This window comes from Chitinophaga sp., assembly GCF_036569185.1.
GTDB lineage: Bacteria > Bacteroidota > Bacteroidia > Chitinophagales > Chitinophagaceae > Chitinophaga.
Window position 1 is genome coordinate 57,264 of record NZ_DATCRD010000210.1, and the last position, 15,589, is coordinate 72,852.

The 15,589-nt window shown below is 43.2% G+C and carries 13 protein-coding genes and 1 tRNA gene; 9 read left to right on the plus strand and 5 right to left on the minus strand.

What is annotated here, in order from left to right:
- Positions 1-205: 205 nt before the first annotated feature.
- Together VIM72_RS16040 and VIM72_RS16045 are read left to right on the plus strand one after the other, a co-directional pair.
- Positions 206-1,099 carry a winged helix-turn-helix domain-containing protein gene (locus VIM72_RS16040; protein ID WP_332003837.1) on the plus strand — a complete coding sequence of 298 codons (894 nt, stop codon included), beginning with the start codon at positions 206-208 and terminating at the stop codon, positions 1,097-1,099.
- A gap of 180 nt (positions 1,100-1,279) precedes the next feature.
- Positions 1,280-1,879 carry a dihydrofolate reductase family protein gene (locus VIM72_RS16045; RefSeq protein WP_332003838.1) on the plus strand — a complete coding sequence of 200 codons (600 nt, stop codon included), beginning with the start codon at positions 1,280-1,282 and terminating at the stop codon, positions 1,877-1,879.
- Between the two features lie 134 nt (positions 1,880-2,013).
- On the opposite strand, the gene VIM72_RS16050 is transcribed toward VIM72_RS16045, so the two are convergent.
- Together VIM72_RS16050 and VIM72_RS16055 are read right to left on the minus strand one after the other, a co-directional pair.
- Positions 2,014-2,087 (minus strand) — tRNA-Pro (locus tag VIM72_RS16050).
- 238 nt (positions 2,088-2,325) lie between these two features.
- The gene (locus VIM72_RS16055; RefSeq protein WP_332003839.1) at positions 2,326-4,722 is read right to left on the minus strand and encodes an ABC transporter permease; all 2,397 of its coding nucleotides are present in this window, start codon (positions 4,720-4,722) and stop codon (positions 2,326-2,328) included.
- A 298-nt stretch (positions 4,723-5,020) separates the two neighbouring features.
- Here VIM72_RS16055 and VIM72_RS16060 point away from each other — a divergent pair, with 298 nt between their 5' ends.
- From VIM72_RS16060 to chrA, 3 genes are all read left to right on the plus strand, one after another.
- A complete protein-coding gene (locus VIM72_RS16060; protein ID WP_332003840.1) occupies positions 5,021-5,350 on the plus strand; it encodes a YciI family protein in 330 nt (109 codons plus the stop codon).
- A gap of 20 nt (positions 5,351-5,370) precedes the next feature.
- Complete coding sequence (locus VIM72_RS16065) at positions 5,371-6,606, plus strand: RNA polymerase sigma factor (protein WP_332003841.1); 1,236 nt, start codon at positions 5,371-5,373, stop codon at positions 6,604-6,606.
- A 370-nt stretch (positions 6,607-6,976) separates the two neighbouring features.
- On the plus strand, positions 6,977-8,305 hold the full coding sequence (gene chrA, locus VIM72_RS16070; RefSeq protein ID WP_332003842.1) for a chromate efflux transporter: 1,329 nt from the start codon (positions 6,977-6,979) through the stop codon (positions 8,303-8,305).
- Between the two features lie 132 nt (positions 8,306-8,437).
- On the opposite strand, the gene VIM72_RS16075 is transcribed toward chrA, so the two are convergent.
- Positions 8,438-8,821 carry a Fur family transcriptional regulator gene (locus VIM72_RS16075; protein ID WP_332003843.1) on the minus strand — a complete coding sequence of 128 codons (384 nt, stop codon included), beginning with the start codon at positions 8,819-8,821 and terminating at the stop codon, positions 8,438-8,440.
- A 175-nt stretch (positions 8,822-8,996) separates the two neighbouring features.
- Here VIM72_RS16075 and VIM72_RS16080 point away from each other — a divergent pair, with 175 nt between their 5' ends.
- Positions 8,997-9,908 (plus strand): NAD(P)/FAD-dependent oxidoreductase, encoded by a 912-nt coding sequence (locus VIM72_RS16080; RefSeq protein WP_332003844.1) that lies wholly within the window; start codon positions 8,997-8,999, stop codon positions 9,906-9,908.
- Between the two features lie 23 nt (positions 9,909-9,931).
- Here the strand turns inward: VIM72_RS16080 and VIM72_RS16085 are convergent, their stop codons facing one another.
- Positions 9,932-11,110 (minus strand): MFS transporter, encoded by a 1,179-nt coding sequence (locus VIM72_RS16085; RefSeq protein WP_332003845.1) that lies wholly within the window; start codon positions 11,108-11,110, stop codon positions 9,932-9,934.
- Between the two features lie 259 nt (positions 11,111-11,369).
- The gene (locus tag VIM72_RS16090) at positions 11,370-12,203 is read right to left on the minus strand and encodes a helix-turn-helix domain-containing protein (protein WP_332003846.1); all 834 of its coding nucleotides are present in this window, start codon (positions 12,201-12,203) and stop codon (positions 11,370-11,372) included.
- Between the two features lie 457 nt (positions 12,204-12,660).
- Here VIM72_RS16090 and VIM72_RS16095 point away from each other — a divergent pair, with 457 nt between their 5' ends.
- The 3 genes from VIM72_RS16095 to VIM72_RS16105 all read left to right on the plus strand — a co-directional run.
- Positions 12,661-13,326: a hypothetical protein gene (locus VIM72_RS16095; RefSeq protein ID WP_332003847.1), complete on the plus strand. Its 666-nt coding sequence runs from the start codon at positions 12,661-12,663 to the stop codon at positions 13,324-13,326.
- 32 nt (positions 13,327-13,358) lie between these two features.
- Complete coding sequence (locus VIM72_RS16100) at positions 13,359-14,111, plus strand: hypothetical protein (RefSeq protein WP_332003848.1); 753 nt, start codon at positions 13,359-13,361, stop codon at positions 14,109-14,111.
- Positions 14,112-15,296: 1,185 nt separating this feature from the next.
- A partial coding sequence (locus VIM72_RS16105) for an AAA family ATPase (protein ID WP_332003849.1) occupies positions 15,297-15,589 on the plus strand: 293 nt, incomplete at its 3' end.

Sequence of the window (15,589 nt, forward strand, 5' to 3'; positions counted from 1 at the left end):
CGTCGAAAAATACCATCAAATGCAGCCATCCAAATGTTACCCTTTCTGTCTTGTATGATATTCCGGGTTATCCATTTAGGTCCATGGGAGGTATTCACACAAAGCATATAGGTGTATGGATTTCATCATTTATTTATTTAATATTGGCAATAACTGAACGGTTCCAAAAGGGCATTGTAAACTTTATAAATAAAAGCCTGACTCTATGTATCTTAGTCAACATCTCCTCTCCGGGAAACGCAAATACCTGTTGGGATTGATACTCTTCCTGTTTATCGCTGTCATCTGCGTGGCTTTCAGTATGGAGGACAGTGATGATTTTAATATCTCCAGGAGGGAAGTTTTACTTCGCAGGATCGGACATGAACTGCTTTTACAGTCGGGCGACAGCACATCAAGGGTGCTGCCGGTAAAAAAGATCGCTGAAAATGAATACCAGATCAGGTTTGAGAATGACCTTACATTCCAGCCGGGCTCCCTGGTGAATATTACCAGGCGTTGGTTGGAGAAAGATCCGCTCGCAAGTGATTATGTTGTTAACGTCCTGAACTGTAGCAACTCCAGTGTAGCCTATGGATACGCCGTATCCAAAAACAGAAAAGATGATATTATAACCTGTTTAGGAAGAAAGCAGCCCAGGGGATGTTACATGATTAATGTAAAATTTAAATCGATGGGCATAAATACTGCAAAAAGCGTGTATTTTTTGGGCAGCCTGTCATTTTTAGTATTTATTGGTTTTCTTTTTTTAAGACCTGGTAAACCTCAAAAGGTTTTACCTGATAATAGTCAGCATACAAGCATGATTACTTTAGGCTCCGTTTCGTTTGACGCGGAGCATCATCAGCTCATAATAAATGGAAATGCGATAGACTTAACCGGAACAGAAACCCGTGTACTGAAAATTTTCGCATTGTCGCCCAACGAAACCATTGAGAGAAGCCGGCTGCAAAAAGAAATATGGGAAGATGAAGGTGTTATTGTGGGTCGTAGTCTGGATATGTTTATATCAAAACTTAGAAAGAAACTGGAACCTGATCCGAATATCAAAATTGTGGTGATACGAGGAAAAGGATATAAGCTTGAAATCAGCGCTTAAATGGTTCCTGTCATTCTCCGGAAGAACGGATTTTGTTTTGGAAAGCAACACTACAAACATTAAGCTGGCAGAAAGATGCAAGAAATATATTGTCGCAGACAGCCCTCTAATTGTCGTTTTTAGCACCCCGGATTTTTAAAAACAAGGTCAATATTTGTACTGAGAAATAAAAATCAGAAAATGAGAAAATTAATTTTAGAAGTGCAAATGTCTATTGACGGATTTATTGCCGATGCAAATGGGAACACAGACTGGATGCTTTGGAATTGGGGACCCGATTGGAAATGGGATTACGAATTGCGGCAATATCACACCAACCTGACAAAATCTGTTGATTGTATACTTCTTAGCAGACAAATGGCAGAAGAAGGTTTTATCGCCCATTGGGCAAATACCTCTGAAAATCCTGAAGACCCCCGATTCGAATTTGCCAAACATATAACTGATACTCACAAAATTGTTTTTACCAGAACACTTGATAAATCAGCCTCAATTCCTGGTGGATGGGATAAGACTGATATTGCTGAAGGAGACTTTGTAGACGCAATTAATAAATTGAAGAAAAAGAACGGCAAAGATATTATCGTTTATGGTGGTGCTACTTTTGTTTCTTCATTAATCAGAGAGGGGCTTATTGACGAATTTCATTTACTTATAAACCCTGTTGCCATAGGCGGTGGGCTGCCTATTTTCAATACCCTTACCAGCAAACAAAATATGACTTTGGTAAAATCTAAAGCTTTTGACTGCGGAATGATCTTACTTCATTATAAATTATAAGCAGACAAAAGCCAACATGGCGTTTGCCGATATACCGGCTGAAGAGTAAGTGTTAAGTAAATGAATGGATTCATAATTACTAAAATCAAAAAGCCCTTCAGATCCAACGATCTGAAGGGCTTCTTTTTTCTAAGTCGGGGCGGCAGGATTCGAACCTGCGACCTCCTGCTCCCAAAGCAGGCGCGATACCGGGCTACGCTACGCCCCGAAATCCCTTCTTAGTCCACATTTCAGCATAAACAGCAGCCCTTGTGGCAATACCTTTGCTTCAATTGCGGAGTGCAAATGTAGGGAAATGTTTAACATAAAAACAAATTTTTTTTAGCAAAAAGATATAATTACGCCCAAACCCGCCACAGCAGGACATTACACTGCGCAGCATTTTCTCCGGAGGATAAATGTTCAGCGGAAAATACGTTGCTGATAGTTGCCGGTAAGCTGCCCTTTTATTCTGAACGCAGGCTTTTTACGGGATTGGACCGGGCTGCTTTTATTGACTGGTAACTAACCGTGATGAAGGAAATTACAATAGCGATAACGCCTGCCAGCCCAAAAAACCACCAGCGGATATGAATGTGATAGGCAAAATTCTGTAACCATTTGTTCATCACCCACCAGGCTATAGGGAAAGCAATGAGCAATGCAAATACCACCAGTTTAATAAAATCTTTTGACAACATGCCTACGATCCCCGCTACACTGGCGCCCAGCACCTTCCTTACGCCGATTTCCTTGATCCTTCTCTGGGTGGCAAAAGTGGTGAGCCCGAAAAGACCAAGACAGGAAACAATGACAGAAAGCACAGAAAAAACATTGAATAGTTTCCCCATACGCTGCTCCGCCAGGTATAAGCGCGATAGATCTTCATTCACAAAACCAAAGGAAAAAGGGAAATCTGTATATACCTGTTGAAATACTTTTTTCATCACTTCCAGGTTCCGCTGCATATTGACGGGAGTAGTGCGCTGTACAATATAGCCTGTATTCCCGTTAAAATTGCCTGAACTGCCATTTCTCACAATCAGCGGCTGTATAGGCTGTTGCACCGGTTTGAAGTTAAAGTCCTTCACTATCCCTATGATAACGCCCGTGCGGCTATCCATGGTAATTCTGGTACCCAGTGCAGTTTCCATATTCAGCTTCATTGCTTTTATGGCTGTTTCATTGAGCACATAATTATTTTCATCTCCCTTAAAATCTTTGGAAAAAAATCTGCCGGACTTCATATTCATCCGGAAAGTATTCACAAAATGATCATCTACCCACATTTGGGGGAAAATCAGATTTGACTGCGGATCTTTCCCTTCCCATTCCACTGACCGTGTACCGGTAGGAAGATCAGTAGGCAGATGGCTGATAAAAGTATAATCATCTATTTCTGGATACTGGCTGATAGCGGCTTTCAAAGCTAACTGGTTCCGCTGCAGATCGCCCAAACGGGGAATTGGTACATACAGGAGGTTTTCCTTATTATAACCGATATCCATGGTACGGATAAACTGCAGCTGCCTGTACACCACGATGGTGCCCACTATCAGGATAACGGCAATAGAGAATTGCACCACGATAAGGCTGTTCCTGAAAAAGGTTTTTCGTCCATGGAGCATTTTTACGCCTTTCAATACTTTTACCGGGTTGAAAGAAGAAAGGAATAACGCGGGATAGCTCCCGGCCAGTAGGCCCACGCCTGTTGCGATCCCTAACAGGCATCCGATAAATTTTAAGCTCAGCAGGTTAATGGAGATGGATTTTGCTGCCAACTCGTTGAACAATGGGATCAGCGCCCATGCCATAGCCAGGCCTAAAAGCAGGGAAATAAAAGATAAGAGAAGCGCTTCACTTAAAAACTGTATCACCAGCTGCGAACGCAAAGCGCCCACTGTTTTTCGTAAACCCACTTCTTTAGCCCGTTCCCCGGATAAAGCCGTGGAAAGGTTCATGAAATTGATCCCGGCAATCAGTAAAATAAAAATGGCGATCAGTGAAAAGATTTTTACCTGCTGGTAATTGCCTTGCCCGGGTACATCCAGCATAAGGCGGGAGCGCAGGTGTACGTCTGTAAGCGGCTGCAGATAAAGGAAACCATTGGTTTTAGATACATCCAGGCGGCGGTAAAGCGCCATAATGCGCTGCTCCAGCGATGCCTGCGCCGAAGGCGTAGCTTCAAAGTGATCATCCATCCGGAGGTAGGTGTATACATCGAAATTGCCCCAGCCCTGCTCCAGGTTGATTGTTTTCTCATAGAGCTGGATGGGAAGCAGCATATTGAATTGCAGGTGCGAATTATGGGGAGGATCTTTCAATATCCCTGCTACTGTTACATCATTGCCATTGTAATCATTGTCGATATGCAGGGTTTTGCCCATGGCGTTTTCCGGGCTGCCAAAATATTTCTTTGCACCGCTTACAGTGAGCACTATGCCGTTTGGCCCCGACAGCACCCGGCTCGCATCTCCCAGCAGCAGAGGGTAATTGAAGATGCGGAGAAAATTACTATCGGCATAATAGATGTTCTTTTCTTCGTACTTCTGCGCACCCACTGTTACCATACTTTGCAGGGCCGACAGCCGCGTAACGTTCTTCACCAGCGGTATATTGTCCCTGATGGCCATTGCCACCGGAACAGGCACTACAGCCGCTTCAATATCCCCTATACGGGCCGTGAGACGGTAAATATGCGCTGCATTATTGTTAAACCGGTCGTAACTCAACTCATCCTGGACCCACAGGAAAATAAGGATACTGCAGGTCATCCCTGTAGCCAGTCCGAAAATATTGAGACTGGAAAATAATTTATTCCGGAAAAGATTCCTGATAGCTGTTTTCAGATAACTTCTGAACATATTGGGCCGGATTGATCTTTGTGACAGGCACTAACAGGATGCCAGATACACGGTCTTTTTTATACCAATCAACTATACTTTAAATTAATTATAATATGTCCGGTTTTAAAACAGATCCTGTCCGGTTTCAATCGTGGTCGTAAACAGGTACAAAGATCCTGGAAAAGTGATCCGGTAAGTCCGTACAAAAATCCTTAACTTAATTTCTTCAGTATTGTCCAATTGTACGGATGTCAGTCGTCATAAGGTCGTAAACAACATCATTCCATCTCAAAATTCAAAAAAAATGAAAGAATTCATGATGATTTTCAGACATGCACCGGATCCTAACAGGGAAGTAAGTCCGGAACAAATGCAGGCGGCCATCCGGCAATGGCAGGACTGGATCGGTGGCATCGCCGCACAGGGAAAGTTCCTGAGCACCGCCCAGCTGGGCAAGGAAGCCAAAACCCTCCGGGCCGGTAACGTAATCACCGACGGGCCTTATGCAGAAGTGAAAGAAATTATAGGCGGATATCTTATTGTAAAGGCGGCTTCGCTGGACGAAGCGTTCGCACTGGCAGAAGGTTGCCCTATCCTTTTTATGGGAGGCCATGTAGAAGTAAGGGACATGATAAAAATGAATTAACCACCCAGTAATGAGGACCGGTGAATAACGATCTCCTTCCGCAGTTATTTAAAACAGAGTACAGCAAAATTATTGCTGTGCTCTGTAAATTATTCGGGTTACCGCATATTGAAACAGCAGAAGATATTACCAACGATACTTTCCTGCTGGCAGCTGAAACATGGGGACTAAAAGGCGTCCCGGAAAACCCGGCCGCCTGGTTGTATACAGTGGCAAAAAACAAAACAAAAGATTATCTCAAAAGAGATAAAATATTCGTCGAAAAAGTAAGTGCAGGATTAAAGCGGGAGCCACTGCCACCGGATGAAATTGATATTGACCTGTCCGCCGCCAACATCCAGGACAGCCAGTTGAAAATGATGTTTGCTATCTGCCATCCGTCCATTCCCCCGGAAGCCAGGGTAGGCTTATCTCTCCGCATCCTGTGCGGTTTCGGTATTGAAGAAATAGCAGCCACTTTTTTAACCAGTAAGGAAACAATCAATAAACGGCTGTTCAGGGCCAAAGAGAAACTCAGAACAGAAAAGATAACTATTGCCTTACCTGGAGAAGCAGACATTGCCCAACGGCTGGATGATGTACTCACCACTATTTACCTGTTGTTTAATGAAGGATACTACTCCACCACGCAGCACCAGGTGATGCGTAGGGAGCTGTGCCTGGAAGCCATGCGGTTAAATTATTTCCTGCTGGAAAATGCAGCTACCAATATCCCGGCCGTAAACGCCCTGATGTCGCTGATGTGTTTTCATGCCTCCCGCTTTGAGGCAAGGACCAACGATGCCGGTGCGTATATTTTATACGAAGAACAGGACCGTAGCCTGTGGAACGACGAACTGATCAGCCGTGGTAATTACTACCTCATTGAAAGCGCCCGGGGAAACACGCTTTCCAGATACCATCTTGAGGCTTCTATTGCTTACTGGCACTGCACTCCAACCACTGTAAAAAACAAATGGGACAATATCCTTCAGTTATATAACCAGCTGCTGCAATTGTCTTATTCTCCTGTAACCGCGTTAAACCGTACCTATGCCTTATCGAAAGTAAGCGGCAAAACAACGGCCATCAAAGAGGCAGAGAAACTAAACCTCTCCGGCAACCATTTATATCATTCACTGTTAGGTTATCTGTACACCGGCGTTGATGATGCAAAAGCGCTACACCACTTTACCAGTGCATTACAGCTGGCTAAAACAGTTACCGATAAAAATATCATTTCCCAATACCTGCATAAGATACAATCCGGATCATAACGGTATACCGGTTTGCATTCAATCAGCTGACTTTAACCGGTGAGTTGTTTACAGCTGGCAGAACATAAGTAATCCATTTATCAGCGGGTGTTTTCCCCGGCAAAAAAACAAGCCTTTTTTGAAGCAAAACACGCCCTGAAACCTTGCATAAGCGGGCGCATTTTTGTATCTTCGTGCAGCTTACCGGAAGCCATCAAACAGTCTTTTTTTAAATCGTAAATACTACTTTTTTTGTCATCCGGCCTGGCTGAATTTCCAGGTTGTTTCCAACTATTCTTATATCCTTCCGTAAATGGATAGCAGCAGGTTATAGACCTGTTACTGCAGGGAGTTGTATGTCTGGAAACCGGATGCCGAAATGAATGATCATATGGAAGAACAGATTTTCACAGAAAAGCCGGCGTTTAATGAAGCGCTTAAATTCTGGTTTAAATTGGGATGGATAAGTTTCGGAGGTACTGCGGGGCATATTGCGATTATGCACGATAACCTGGTGGGCCGGAAAAAGTGGATCAGCAGCAGTAAGTTCCTGCATGCACTGAACCATTGTATGATACTACCCGGACCAGAGGCGCAGCAATTAGCTATTTATATCGGGTGGTTGCTGCATGGCAAAAAGGGCGGGCTTGCAGCAGGTATCCTCTTTGTTTTACCATCCATGTTCATCTTACTTGGGCTCAGTATTATCTATGTACTTTTTGGCAACATCCCCTGGGTCACCGCCATGTTCAGCGGGTTGAAACCTGCGGTGATTGCCCTCATCTTTATTGCCATGTTCAGGATCGGGCAAAAAGCCCTGCACGGGCCACTTCACTACCTGGTAGCCGCTGTTGCATTTGTTTGCATCTTCTTCTTCAACATTTCCCTGCTGGCCATCATCGGCGGCGCTATTGTTACGGGCGTTATTGCCCGTATAATATGGCCCGCCGCTTTACGGCGCCATTCAGCCAATACGGCAACAGCCGGCGATGAGGAGCATACCTTTGTGCTGAACAGGCATACCGTTTCACCCGGGGAAGGATTCCGGACGGGCCGGTTGCTCAGGTTACTTGGCATTGCAGTGCTTCTCTGGCTGCTTCCCTTTGGGTTGTTCCTGCTGTTCTTCAGCGATTTTACTTTCTGGAAAAACCTGGGATTGTTTTTTACGCAAACCGCATTCGTAACCATTGGCGGCTCATATACCGTATTGCCGTATGTGGCGCAATACAGCGTTACAAAGCTGCACTGGCTCAGCAAACTGCAGATGATCGATGGTTTTGCGCTGGCCGAAACAACTCCCGGCCCGCTGATCATTGTGTTATCATTTGTAGGTTTTATGGCCGGTTACAACCATTTTGGCGGCTCTTTATGGATGGGAGCTGCCGGACTACTTGCCACCACTTATTTTACGTTTTTACCCTGTTTCCTGATGATTTTTGCGGGCGCCCCGGTTATTGAGAAAACACACGGCATTGAAATGATAGAAGGTATTCTTGGATTGATTACCGCTGCTGTAGTGGGAGTGATACTGAATCTTACTTTATATCTTGGGAAAGATGTGATTTTCCCCGGTAACATTTTATTCAGCAAACCGGATATCCTGGCCATCATATGGATCATTGTTTCGCTGGTGCTGATGCTGAAATTCAGAATGAATATTCTTTACCTGATAGGTTTAAGCGTGTTGTATGGGTTGTTACATTACCTGTTGAATCCTTAGGTAATTGACAGGCAGGATTACGCCGGATCAGTATTGTTACCTTACCCGTTGTATCCTTAAGCCGGTGTAAAAAACCGGGCGCCGGGTTTCTGTTGTGCAGGTTTCCCTGCGCTACTGAAATCCGGCCTCCTACTAAAGCGCCCTGGAACAGGCCGCACAGTAACCGGAAATAAAGCCATTGAAATTTACAGACCGGTATCCTTTCGGAAGTTTGATATCCACTTCATTCGGCAGGCACTCTATTTTCCCGCATTCCAGGCAGCGGAAATGAAAATGATTATGATGATGCTTCTTTTCCGTGCAGTTTACACAAAAGGCAAAGTAATATTTCCCATCATCTCCCAATATCTTATGAACAATCCCATCATCACAAAAACTGTTCAGCACCCTGTAAATGGTTGCCCTATCCACCGCATCTCCCAGCTCTTCCTGCAAAATATCCTGGCTTACGGCAGTCTCCGCATTTTTCAATGTCTCTAAAATCAGCTGTTTTGTTTTTGTATTCCGCTTATTCATATGCAAAGGTAAAAATATTATTGCGATTTTGTCGCAATAATGAAATTATTATCTACTTTTGTAAAAAATAATGACCGGGACGTTACATCGCAGAAAGTTTATACAGCAAAGCAGTATGGCCATTCCTGCATTAATGATACCTGGTTCATTGGTTTCTCCCGCAAAATTAAATAAGATGGCAGACAGTAAGAATTTTGATGTAATTATAATAGGAGGAAGTTACGCAGGACTTTCCGCAGCAATGGCGCTGGGCCGGTCGTTACGGCATGTATTGATCATCGACAGCGGTCTTCCCTGTAACCGGCAAACCCCGCATTCACATAATTTCATCACACAGGACGGTAAAACTCCCAGCGAGATTTCAGCCCTTGCCAAACAACAGGTGGAAAAATATACGACTGTCAGGTTTCATAACGGGCTTGCGGAAACAGCAGTAAAAACGAAAAATGGTTTTGAAATAACCACGAAGCTGAATGAAAAATTTTATGCAAAGAAGCTGATCTTCGCAACAGGCATCAAAGACATCATGCCCGCCATTAAAGGTTTTGAACAATGCTGGGGCATTTCGGTGATACATTGCCCGTATTGCCATGGCTATGAGGTAAAGAACGAAGTAACAGGCATTTTGGCAAACGGAGAAGTAGCTATGCATGTTGCTCCACTGGTGCATAACCTCACTAAAAAACTAACCATTTATACCAACGGCGCATCCACATTCACTGAGGAGCAAACAGCACAATTAAAAAAACAGGGCATCCCTGTCATTGAAGCAGAGATAGAGGAGCTGCGGCATCATAACGGCAGGATTGAACAGATCGTTTTCAGGAACGGCGATGTTCAACCCACAAAAGCGCTTTATGCCAAACCAGCTTTCGTACAACATTCAGACATCCCGGAAAAACTCGGTTGTGAGCTTACTGAGCAGGGCTTTATAAAAGTTGATGCGTTTCAAAAAACGAATGTGCCGGGCGTTTTTGCATGCGGCGATAATACATCTATGATGCGCTCTGTAGCCAACGCGGTGGCTGCCGGCAATTTTGCAGGCGCTATGGCAAATAAGGAGATGGCAGATGAGTTGTGGGGATGATACTGACCGAACAATTTCCATTATTATCTTTCCCTATTTATCAACAATATGATGATCGCTAACAGGCAGCTAACACCTCCGAACAGGTACACAGCGTGGTAATTATACCAACCGGCAATAATACCCGCTACCGGGGCTGCAAGCCCTAAAGAAAGATCAAAAAAAGCAGCATATCCTCCTAAGGCCGTTCCCCTCATCCGGGGATCTATCTTTTTAATAGCTAAAACGCCCAATGCAGGGAATATAAGAGAAAACCCTACACCAGTAAGAGCGCATCCGGTTATCGCCATTTCCCTGGAAACAGCTAACCCGATAAAAAGCTGGCCAATTATTTCAATAACAAGGGAAACCAGCGCCACACGATAACCGCCAAACCGGTCGGGGAAAGAAGAGAAGAATATTCTTGTAAGTACATAGCACGATCCAAAGGCAATAAAAGCAATAGACGCATCTCCCCAGTTTTCAGATATAAAAAGTAAAGCAATAAAAGAGGAGATACAGGCAAAACCGATAGACGAAAATGCCAGACCCAAACCTTGTTCCGCAATTTGTCTTATTACTTTATAAAAGGGAGTCCTGATATGGGCCGGATCTGGCGCAGGCACCGGGAGCCCGATAGTGCTCAGCCACGCCGCCACCGACAACAATATAATAGCTGCAAAAGCGCTTTGTATGCCGAATGTACGCTGTAACCAGATCCCCAATGGCGCACCTATGGCAATACCCGCATACATCGCAATTCCGTTCCAGGTCATTACTTTGCCTGACTTGCCGGTACCTGTCAAACCAATTCCCCAGGTTAATGCACCGGTCACCAACATACTCTCCGATATACCATGCACTACTCTCGAAAACAGTATGAGCGCCAATGCCAGGAAAGGATGATGGCTAAAAGCAGTGGCCACTATGTAAAATATCCCTGTTACGATCACTAATATTATCCCCAGGTTGCTGCTTCTTTTTGCACCTTTTGTATCTGTAACCCTGCCGGCATAAGCCCTTGTTAGCAGCGTGGCTAATGATTGCAAACCAATTACTGCACCTACTGCAATACTGCCGGACCTCAATTCGTTCTCTATGAAATTGGGGAGGATACCAAGGGACATTCCAATGGTAAGATATACGGCAAAAACGGATAGAATGATAGGAACAACTATTTTATAAAAAGTACTGTTATTATTTTCCTGAAGAATTGCTTCCATAATTATTTAAAAATTTCAAAGTTTATAAATTCATTTATCTGAGGCTCCACGTCGGGGCGCAGCATTATCGGGCACCACCGGTTCTTTACCTGGCAAAGGTGCGGTGCTTCAATAGCGCTTTCATGAAACCAACTGTTATTAAGGCAATTTTTCTTCTGCCCGGCGTTGCATCGTATTCATTTATTAAATTTTACGATTACAAAATTAAAGCGGGAAGTGTGGGCATGGGGTAGCCATTTAATGGCAATAATTGGACAAACTATGGTTTTTTACGCCTGAATAAAGAGGCGGTCATCCCTGTGTTCTTTTTAAAAAAACGGGAAAAATAAGCGTGGTCTTCATAACCAAGTTCAAAGGCTATTTCTTTTATATCAAGACCTGTATAATAAAGCAGGCGCTTCGCTTCCAGGATCACCTCCTGGTGTATCCAGTAGCTTGCGGCAAATCCGCTTATTTCTTTCATCACCTCATTCAGGTATAAAGGTGTGATATTGAGCAGGGCAGCATAGTCTTTTACCAGCTTGTAATCTTTATATTGCTCCTTAACCAATTGCCTGAACTTCGTTGCAATGGTATATTTCTGGCTGCCAATACCGCCTGTTGAATGCCGGAATTGTACGATTTCAGAGGCGATCATCCCTGTAACGGTATCCAGCAATGAGCTAACTACCGCTTTTTTCAATGGCATCTCCTCATTCCTCAAAAGTTTTTCAAGCACAGATATCATTATAAAAATGTCTGCATTCTTTTGAATGTCAACCACCTGGCGGTTATGTAAAAATGTATCGAATATTTCCCTGTACGGTTTGGCGGTTAATGCTGTATCTGCAAAAACCAACCAACCCTCGCTGTTTTTATTATTTAAATAACGATGCACCTGTCCGGGTGTTATAAAGCATAATGAAGCCCCATTCAAAGTAACTGCACTGAAATCCAGTTCCCAGGCAGACATCCCCTTTTGTTGGATAATAAACATATAATGGTCATCCCTGTGAGGTGTCTGTACCTTTTGTGCTAATCCTTTTATCGGTACAATATCAACTCCGATAGACATCAGCTCATTCTGGTGCAACAAAATTTTAGGCTTTCTCATTATCGTCAGTTAAATCAGCATAAAAGTACAATATTACTTATCGTGAATTTTGCAGGCAGCATCCATCACTTCAAATGATGGCATTCATAGTATATAAATGGATTAATTATACTATCTATATCGATTGCTGCCTGGTGGCCGTCAGTAGGAGATTATCCATATAATAGTAGCTACAACTTGTTAGAACTTCCAGCGCCTTTCGTGTTAATCGCAAAACATCCATTCAAACGGGAAAGCCACTATCTATCATTAAGGGCTGCCATTCCCCTGTTCTGTTTAATTCCCGCGGAATCTCATGGAAAACCCTGAGAAAAAAACCAACGTTTTCTCCCATTGCCCGGCTGTGCAATTCTACATTTTTTTGTATAGCCATCTGCAGCCCTTCCTTTAAAGCAGGACAGTCCGGGTGCGCAGCATAGTATTAATTTAAAACTTTTTTCAACCCTTGTAAACAATAATGAAAAATCTACGATCCATTGCCCGTGTAACCACACTTTTGCTGGTGATCATGAGTGCCTGCAAAAAGGATGATATAAAACCCCGGGAAGTCATCCTGTATGAAACGGATTTTAGTCGGAATAATGACACGGCGCAATGGAAGACCGGCGCAATGGGAACGGGTTTGTCAGGTACGTTACAAGGAGGATATTATGAATTCAGGAACGCAAGTGCAAAACATTATATAGTGGGCCCCCTGAATCTTTTTGATGGTCTTAGTGGCAGCAATATGGCGGTGGAAGCGAGTGTTAAAATAAGCTATGTTTTATCCACTCAGCCATCCGAAGCCTGGGGCGGGCTCGTCTGGAATAATAACCTGGATAATAATACGGCTTTTTATTTCGAGATCACAACGGCCGGTGGCTATGTTATCTGGGGCCATCCTGACGCAAGTGGAGATTATGTTTTGTATAAGGATCACACCAAAAGCACTACCATACGCCCGGGGCAATTCAATGTACTGCGCATTGAGCTGCGCAATCGCCAGCTTCATTTTTTCATCAATGGAACGGAAGTGTATAGCATGGAAGTAGTGAATGAAAATACATTGAAGCATGCTGGCCTGGGCGCTTATCCACAGAGCAATTTGCAGGCAGACTATTTTAAGACTGTTCAATTGCCCTGATTATTTTATCACAAAAAGCTGCCGCATAATTTATGAAAAAGCTGCATTGGTTAATACTCATACTGTACCTCTCAGGCACAAATGAAGGATATGGGCAATATGATCCGGGAGCGACCATGATGATCGCCCAGAACAATATGCTGTATAACAACACCATCCAGTCTTTCGTGAATCAGAACATTATTAACAACCTTGCTTACGCAAACACAAAAAACAAACCATCAGGAAGTAAAGGCAGGAAAATCGCGCTACCTGCAAATGCCGATGTATTCCGGATTACACCTGACAACGCAACATCCATCCAGGTAAAGCAGGCTATTATTAACAATTTGAAAAAGAAAGACCCGGTTTCCGGGCAAAACCTTGAAAGGGCCCTGAACCAGCATACCCCGTTTGCTGCTTATATAAAACTATTAACATCCCTGGGGCTTGATGTACAGCATAATTATGCCGATGCATTCACGGCATACATGCTGGGCATGTGGCGTATTGCCAATAGACAGGGCACTAATCCTTCAGCTCCCATGATTCAGGCGGTACGCCGGCAGATAGCCCTGACCGTTCGTCCCGATGGCTGGAACAACCGGCAGAAACAGGAGGCAATGGAATATATGATCTACGAGCTGATTTTTGCAAATGAACCCTATGAAAGTTCCCGCAAATCCGGGGATAAAAAGCAAATGATGCTCGACTCCGATGCCGTTCAGCAACGCTTCTTAAGCAGGAACAACATGGACCTGAGAAATATGATCATTACAAACGAAGGAATGATAAAGAAAAAATAATGGCTTCATCAAAAAGATAACGGGTAAGGACTTTCATTGTTCGCTAATAGTCGCTCTTTCCCTGGGCACAACGCCTGAATCTTCACTCGTATTTCGATACATTGTTGCATAGTCTACAATACTGATAAGTGGATGTTCAGGATTGGGCAAACCATTATACCGATGAAATTCGCTGATTGTTTTTATCCTATGAGGTTTTTGATTTGCCATACTGAAAAAATAATCTTAATTGCAAGAATTACCTACCCGAAACATCAATGCGTTTTGCGTTTATCCATTTTACGTATTCGATGCAAAGAAATGAGACTTTTTGTTTCATAATTCATATTATTTTGTTGATGCAAGAGTCAGCAACAACTCAAGAACAAATGAAGCCAAATCTACTTTTGTTGTAGGCAAAAATAAGGTCGGGCGCTGTTTGTTGGTTGTAAATCCTAGTGACTGTCTGCCCATAATAATTTTTCCCAAAGCCGCCGGAGGACTATCCCGGGAATTGTTGCCGGATAACGGTATATTGCTGAAATGTAGCTGTTGTAAGGTAAATTGTGAACATTCTGCGAACAGTCCACTGATGACTTTACACCTGTCTGGTTGTGCGGTCGTTTAGCTTCGCCGCCACGGAAACCTGTTTCCGCTGGGCGCACAAAGGGTAGCTACGTATTTGGCAGGCGTCTTGTGCGATAAGGGGTTATACGAATGGTCAGAAACTTAGTCTTGTTGTGCTCAGACTGCGAATATATAAGTTCACTCCGATGCGTACAAGAATCAGGTCATTAAAAAAAGCCGCTGTGTTACAGCGGCTTGTAGTGAAATTTGCGGGGAGTCAAGGGGCTCAATCGAACACTTAATCCCCTTGCTTGCTTTCTTTAATGGTTTAAATTTAATGTAATTACTTTGGTGCTCTTTATGTTAAAAATATACTTTTTCCGAATGTCTTATTTATTAGCAGAACTTATTAAAAATCATGAATAAATAAAATTATTTATCTGAAGCAACCTTCCTGAATCCAGCCTAATAAAGTTTAAGCCACGAAAATGTAGCTAAAAATGATTACCCATACATTGTATTGTTTTTATGATTAATATCTTAATATCTGATTATATTAGTTTTATATCGGTCTTTCAGATGATGAATTTGTAGATTTGATTTTTCCGGCATATATTGTACTAACTAAAAATAAACGCGATGAAACTTGTTAACGCCACTATACATAAATATAAAAGTTTCGAATCAGATCAATCGTTCAAAGTTGAGGATGATATTACCATCCTTGTGGGTATGAATGAATCTGGCAAGACTTCAATATTGGAATCTATTGCCAAAACAAATTATTTTCAAGATGACGACCATTTTGAATTTTCACTTACCCATGATTATCCACGGAGAGAAAAAAAGGCCATTGACAAAGCTGAGAAAACCCCGTTGGCGATTACATGCGAATACGCATTTACAGACGAAGTAAAATCCGAAATAGAAGA

Coding starts and splice junctions, on each gene's coding strand:
- chrA (WP_332003842.1), top strand. CDS start 6,977: ATGGAAGAACAGATTTTCACAGAAAAGCCGGCGTTTAATGAAGCGCTT.
- VIM72_RS16055 (WP_332003839.1), bottom strand. CDS start 4,722: ATGTTCAGAAGTTATCTGAAAACAGCTATCAGGAATCTTTTCCGGAAT.
- VIM72_RS16060 (WP_332003840.1), top strand. CDS start 5,021: ATGATGATTTTCAGACATGCACCGGATCCTAACAGGGAAGTAAGTCCG.
- VIM72_RS16100 (WP_332003848.1), top strand. CDS start 13,359: ATGAAAAAGCTGCATTGGTTAATACTCATACTGTACCTCTCAGGCACA.
- VIM72_RS16085 (WP_332003845.1), bottom strand. CDS start 11,110: ATGGAAGCAATTCTTCAGGAAAATAATAACAGTACTTTTTATAAAATA.
- VIM72_RS16090 (WP_332003846.1), bottom strand. CDS start 12,203: ATGAGAAAGCCTAAAATTTTGTTGCACCAGAATGAGCTGATGTCTATC.
- VIM72_RS16095 (WP_332003847.1), top strand. CDS start 12,661: ATGAAAAATCTACGATCCATTGCCCGTGTAACCACACTTTTGCTGGTG.
- VIM72_RS16080 (WP_332003844.1), top strand. CDS start 8,997: ATGGCAGACAGTAAGAATTTTGATGTAATTATAATAGGAGGAAGTTAC.
- VIM72_RS16075 (WP_332003843.1), bottom strand. CDS start 8,821: ATGAATAAGCGGAATACAAAAACAAAACAGCTGATTTTAGAGACATTG.
- VIM72_RS16040 (WP_332003837.1), top strand. CDS start 206: ATGTATCTTAGTCAACATCTCCTCTCCGGGAAACGCAAATACCTGTTG.
- VIM72_RS16045 (WP_332003838.1), top strand. CDS start 1,280: ATGAGAAAATTAATTTTAGAAGTGCAAATGTCTATTGACGGATTTATT.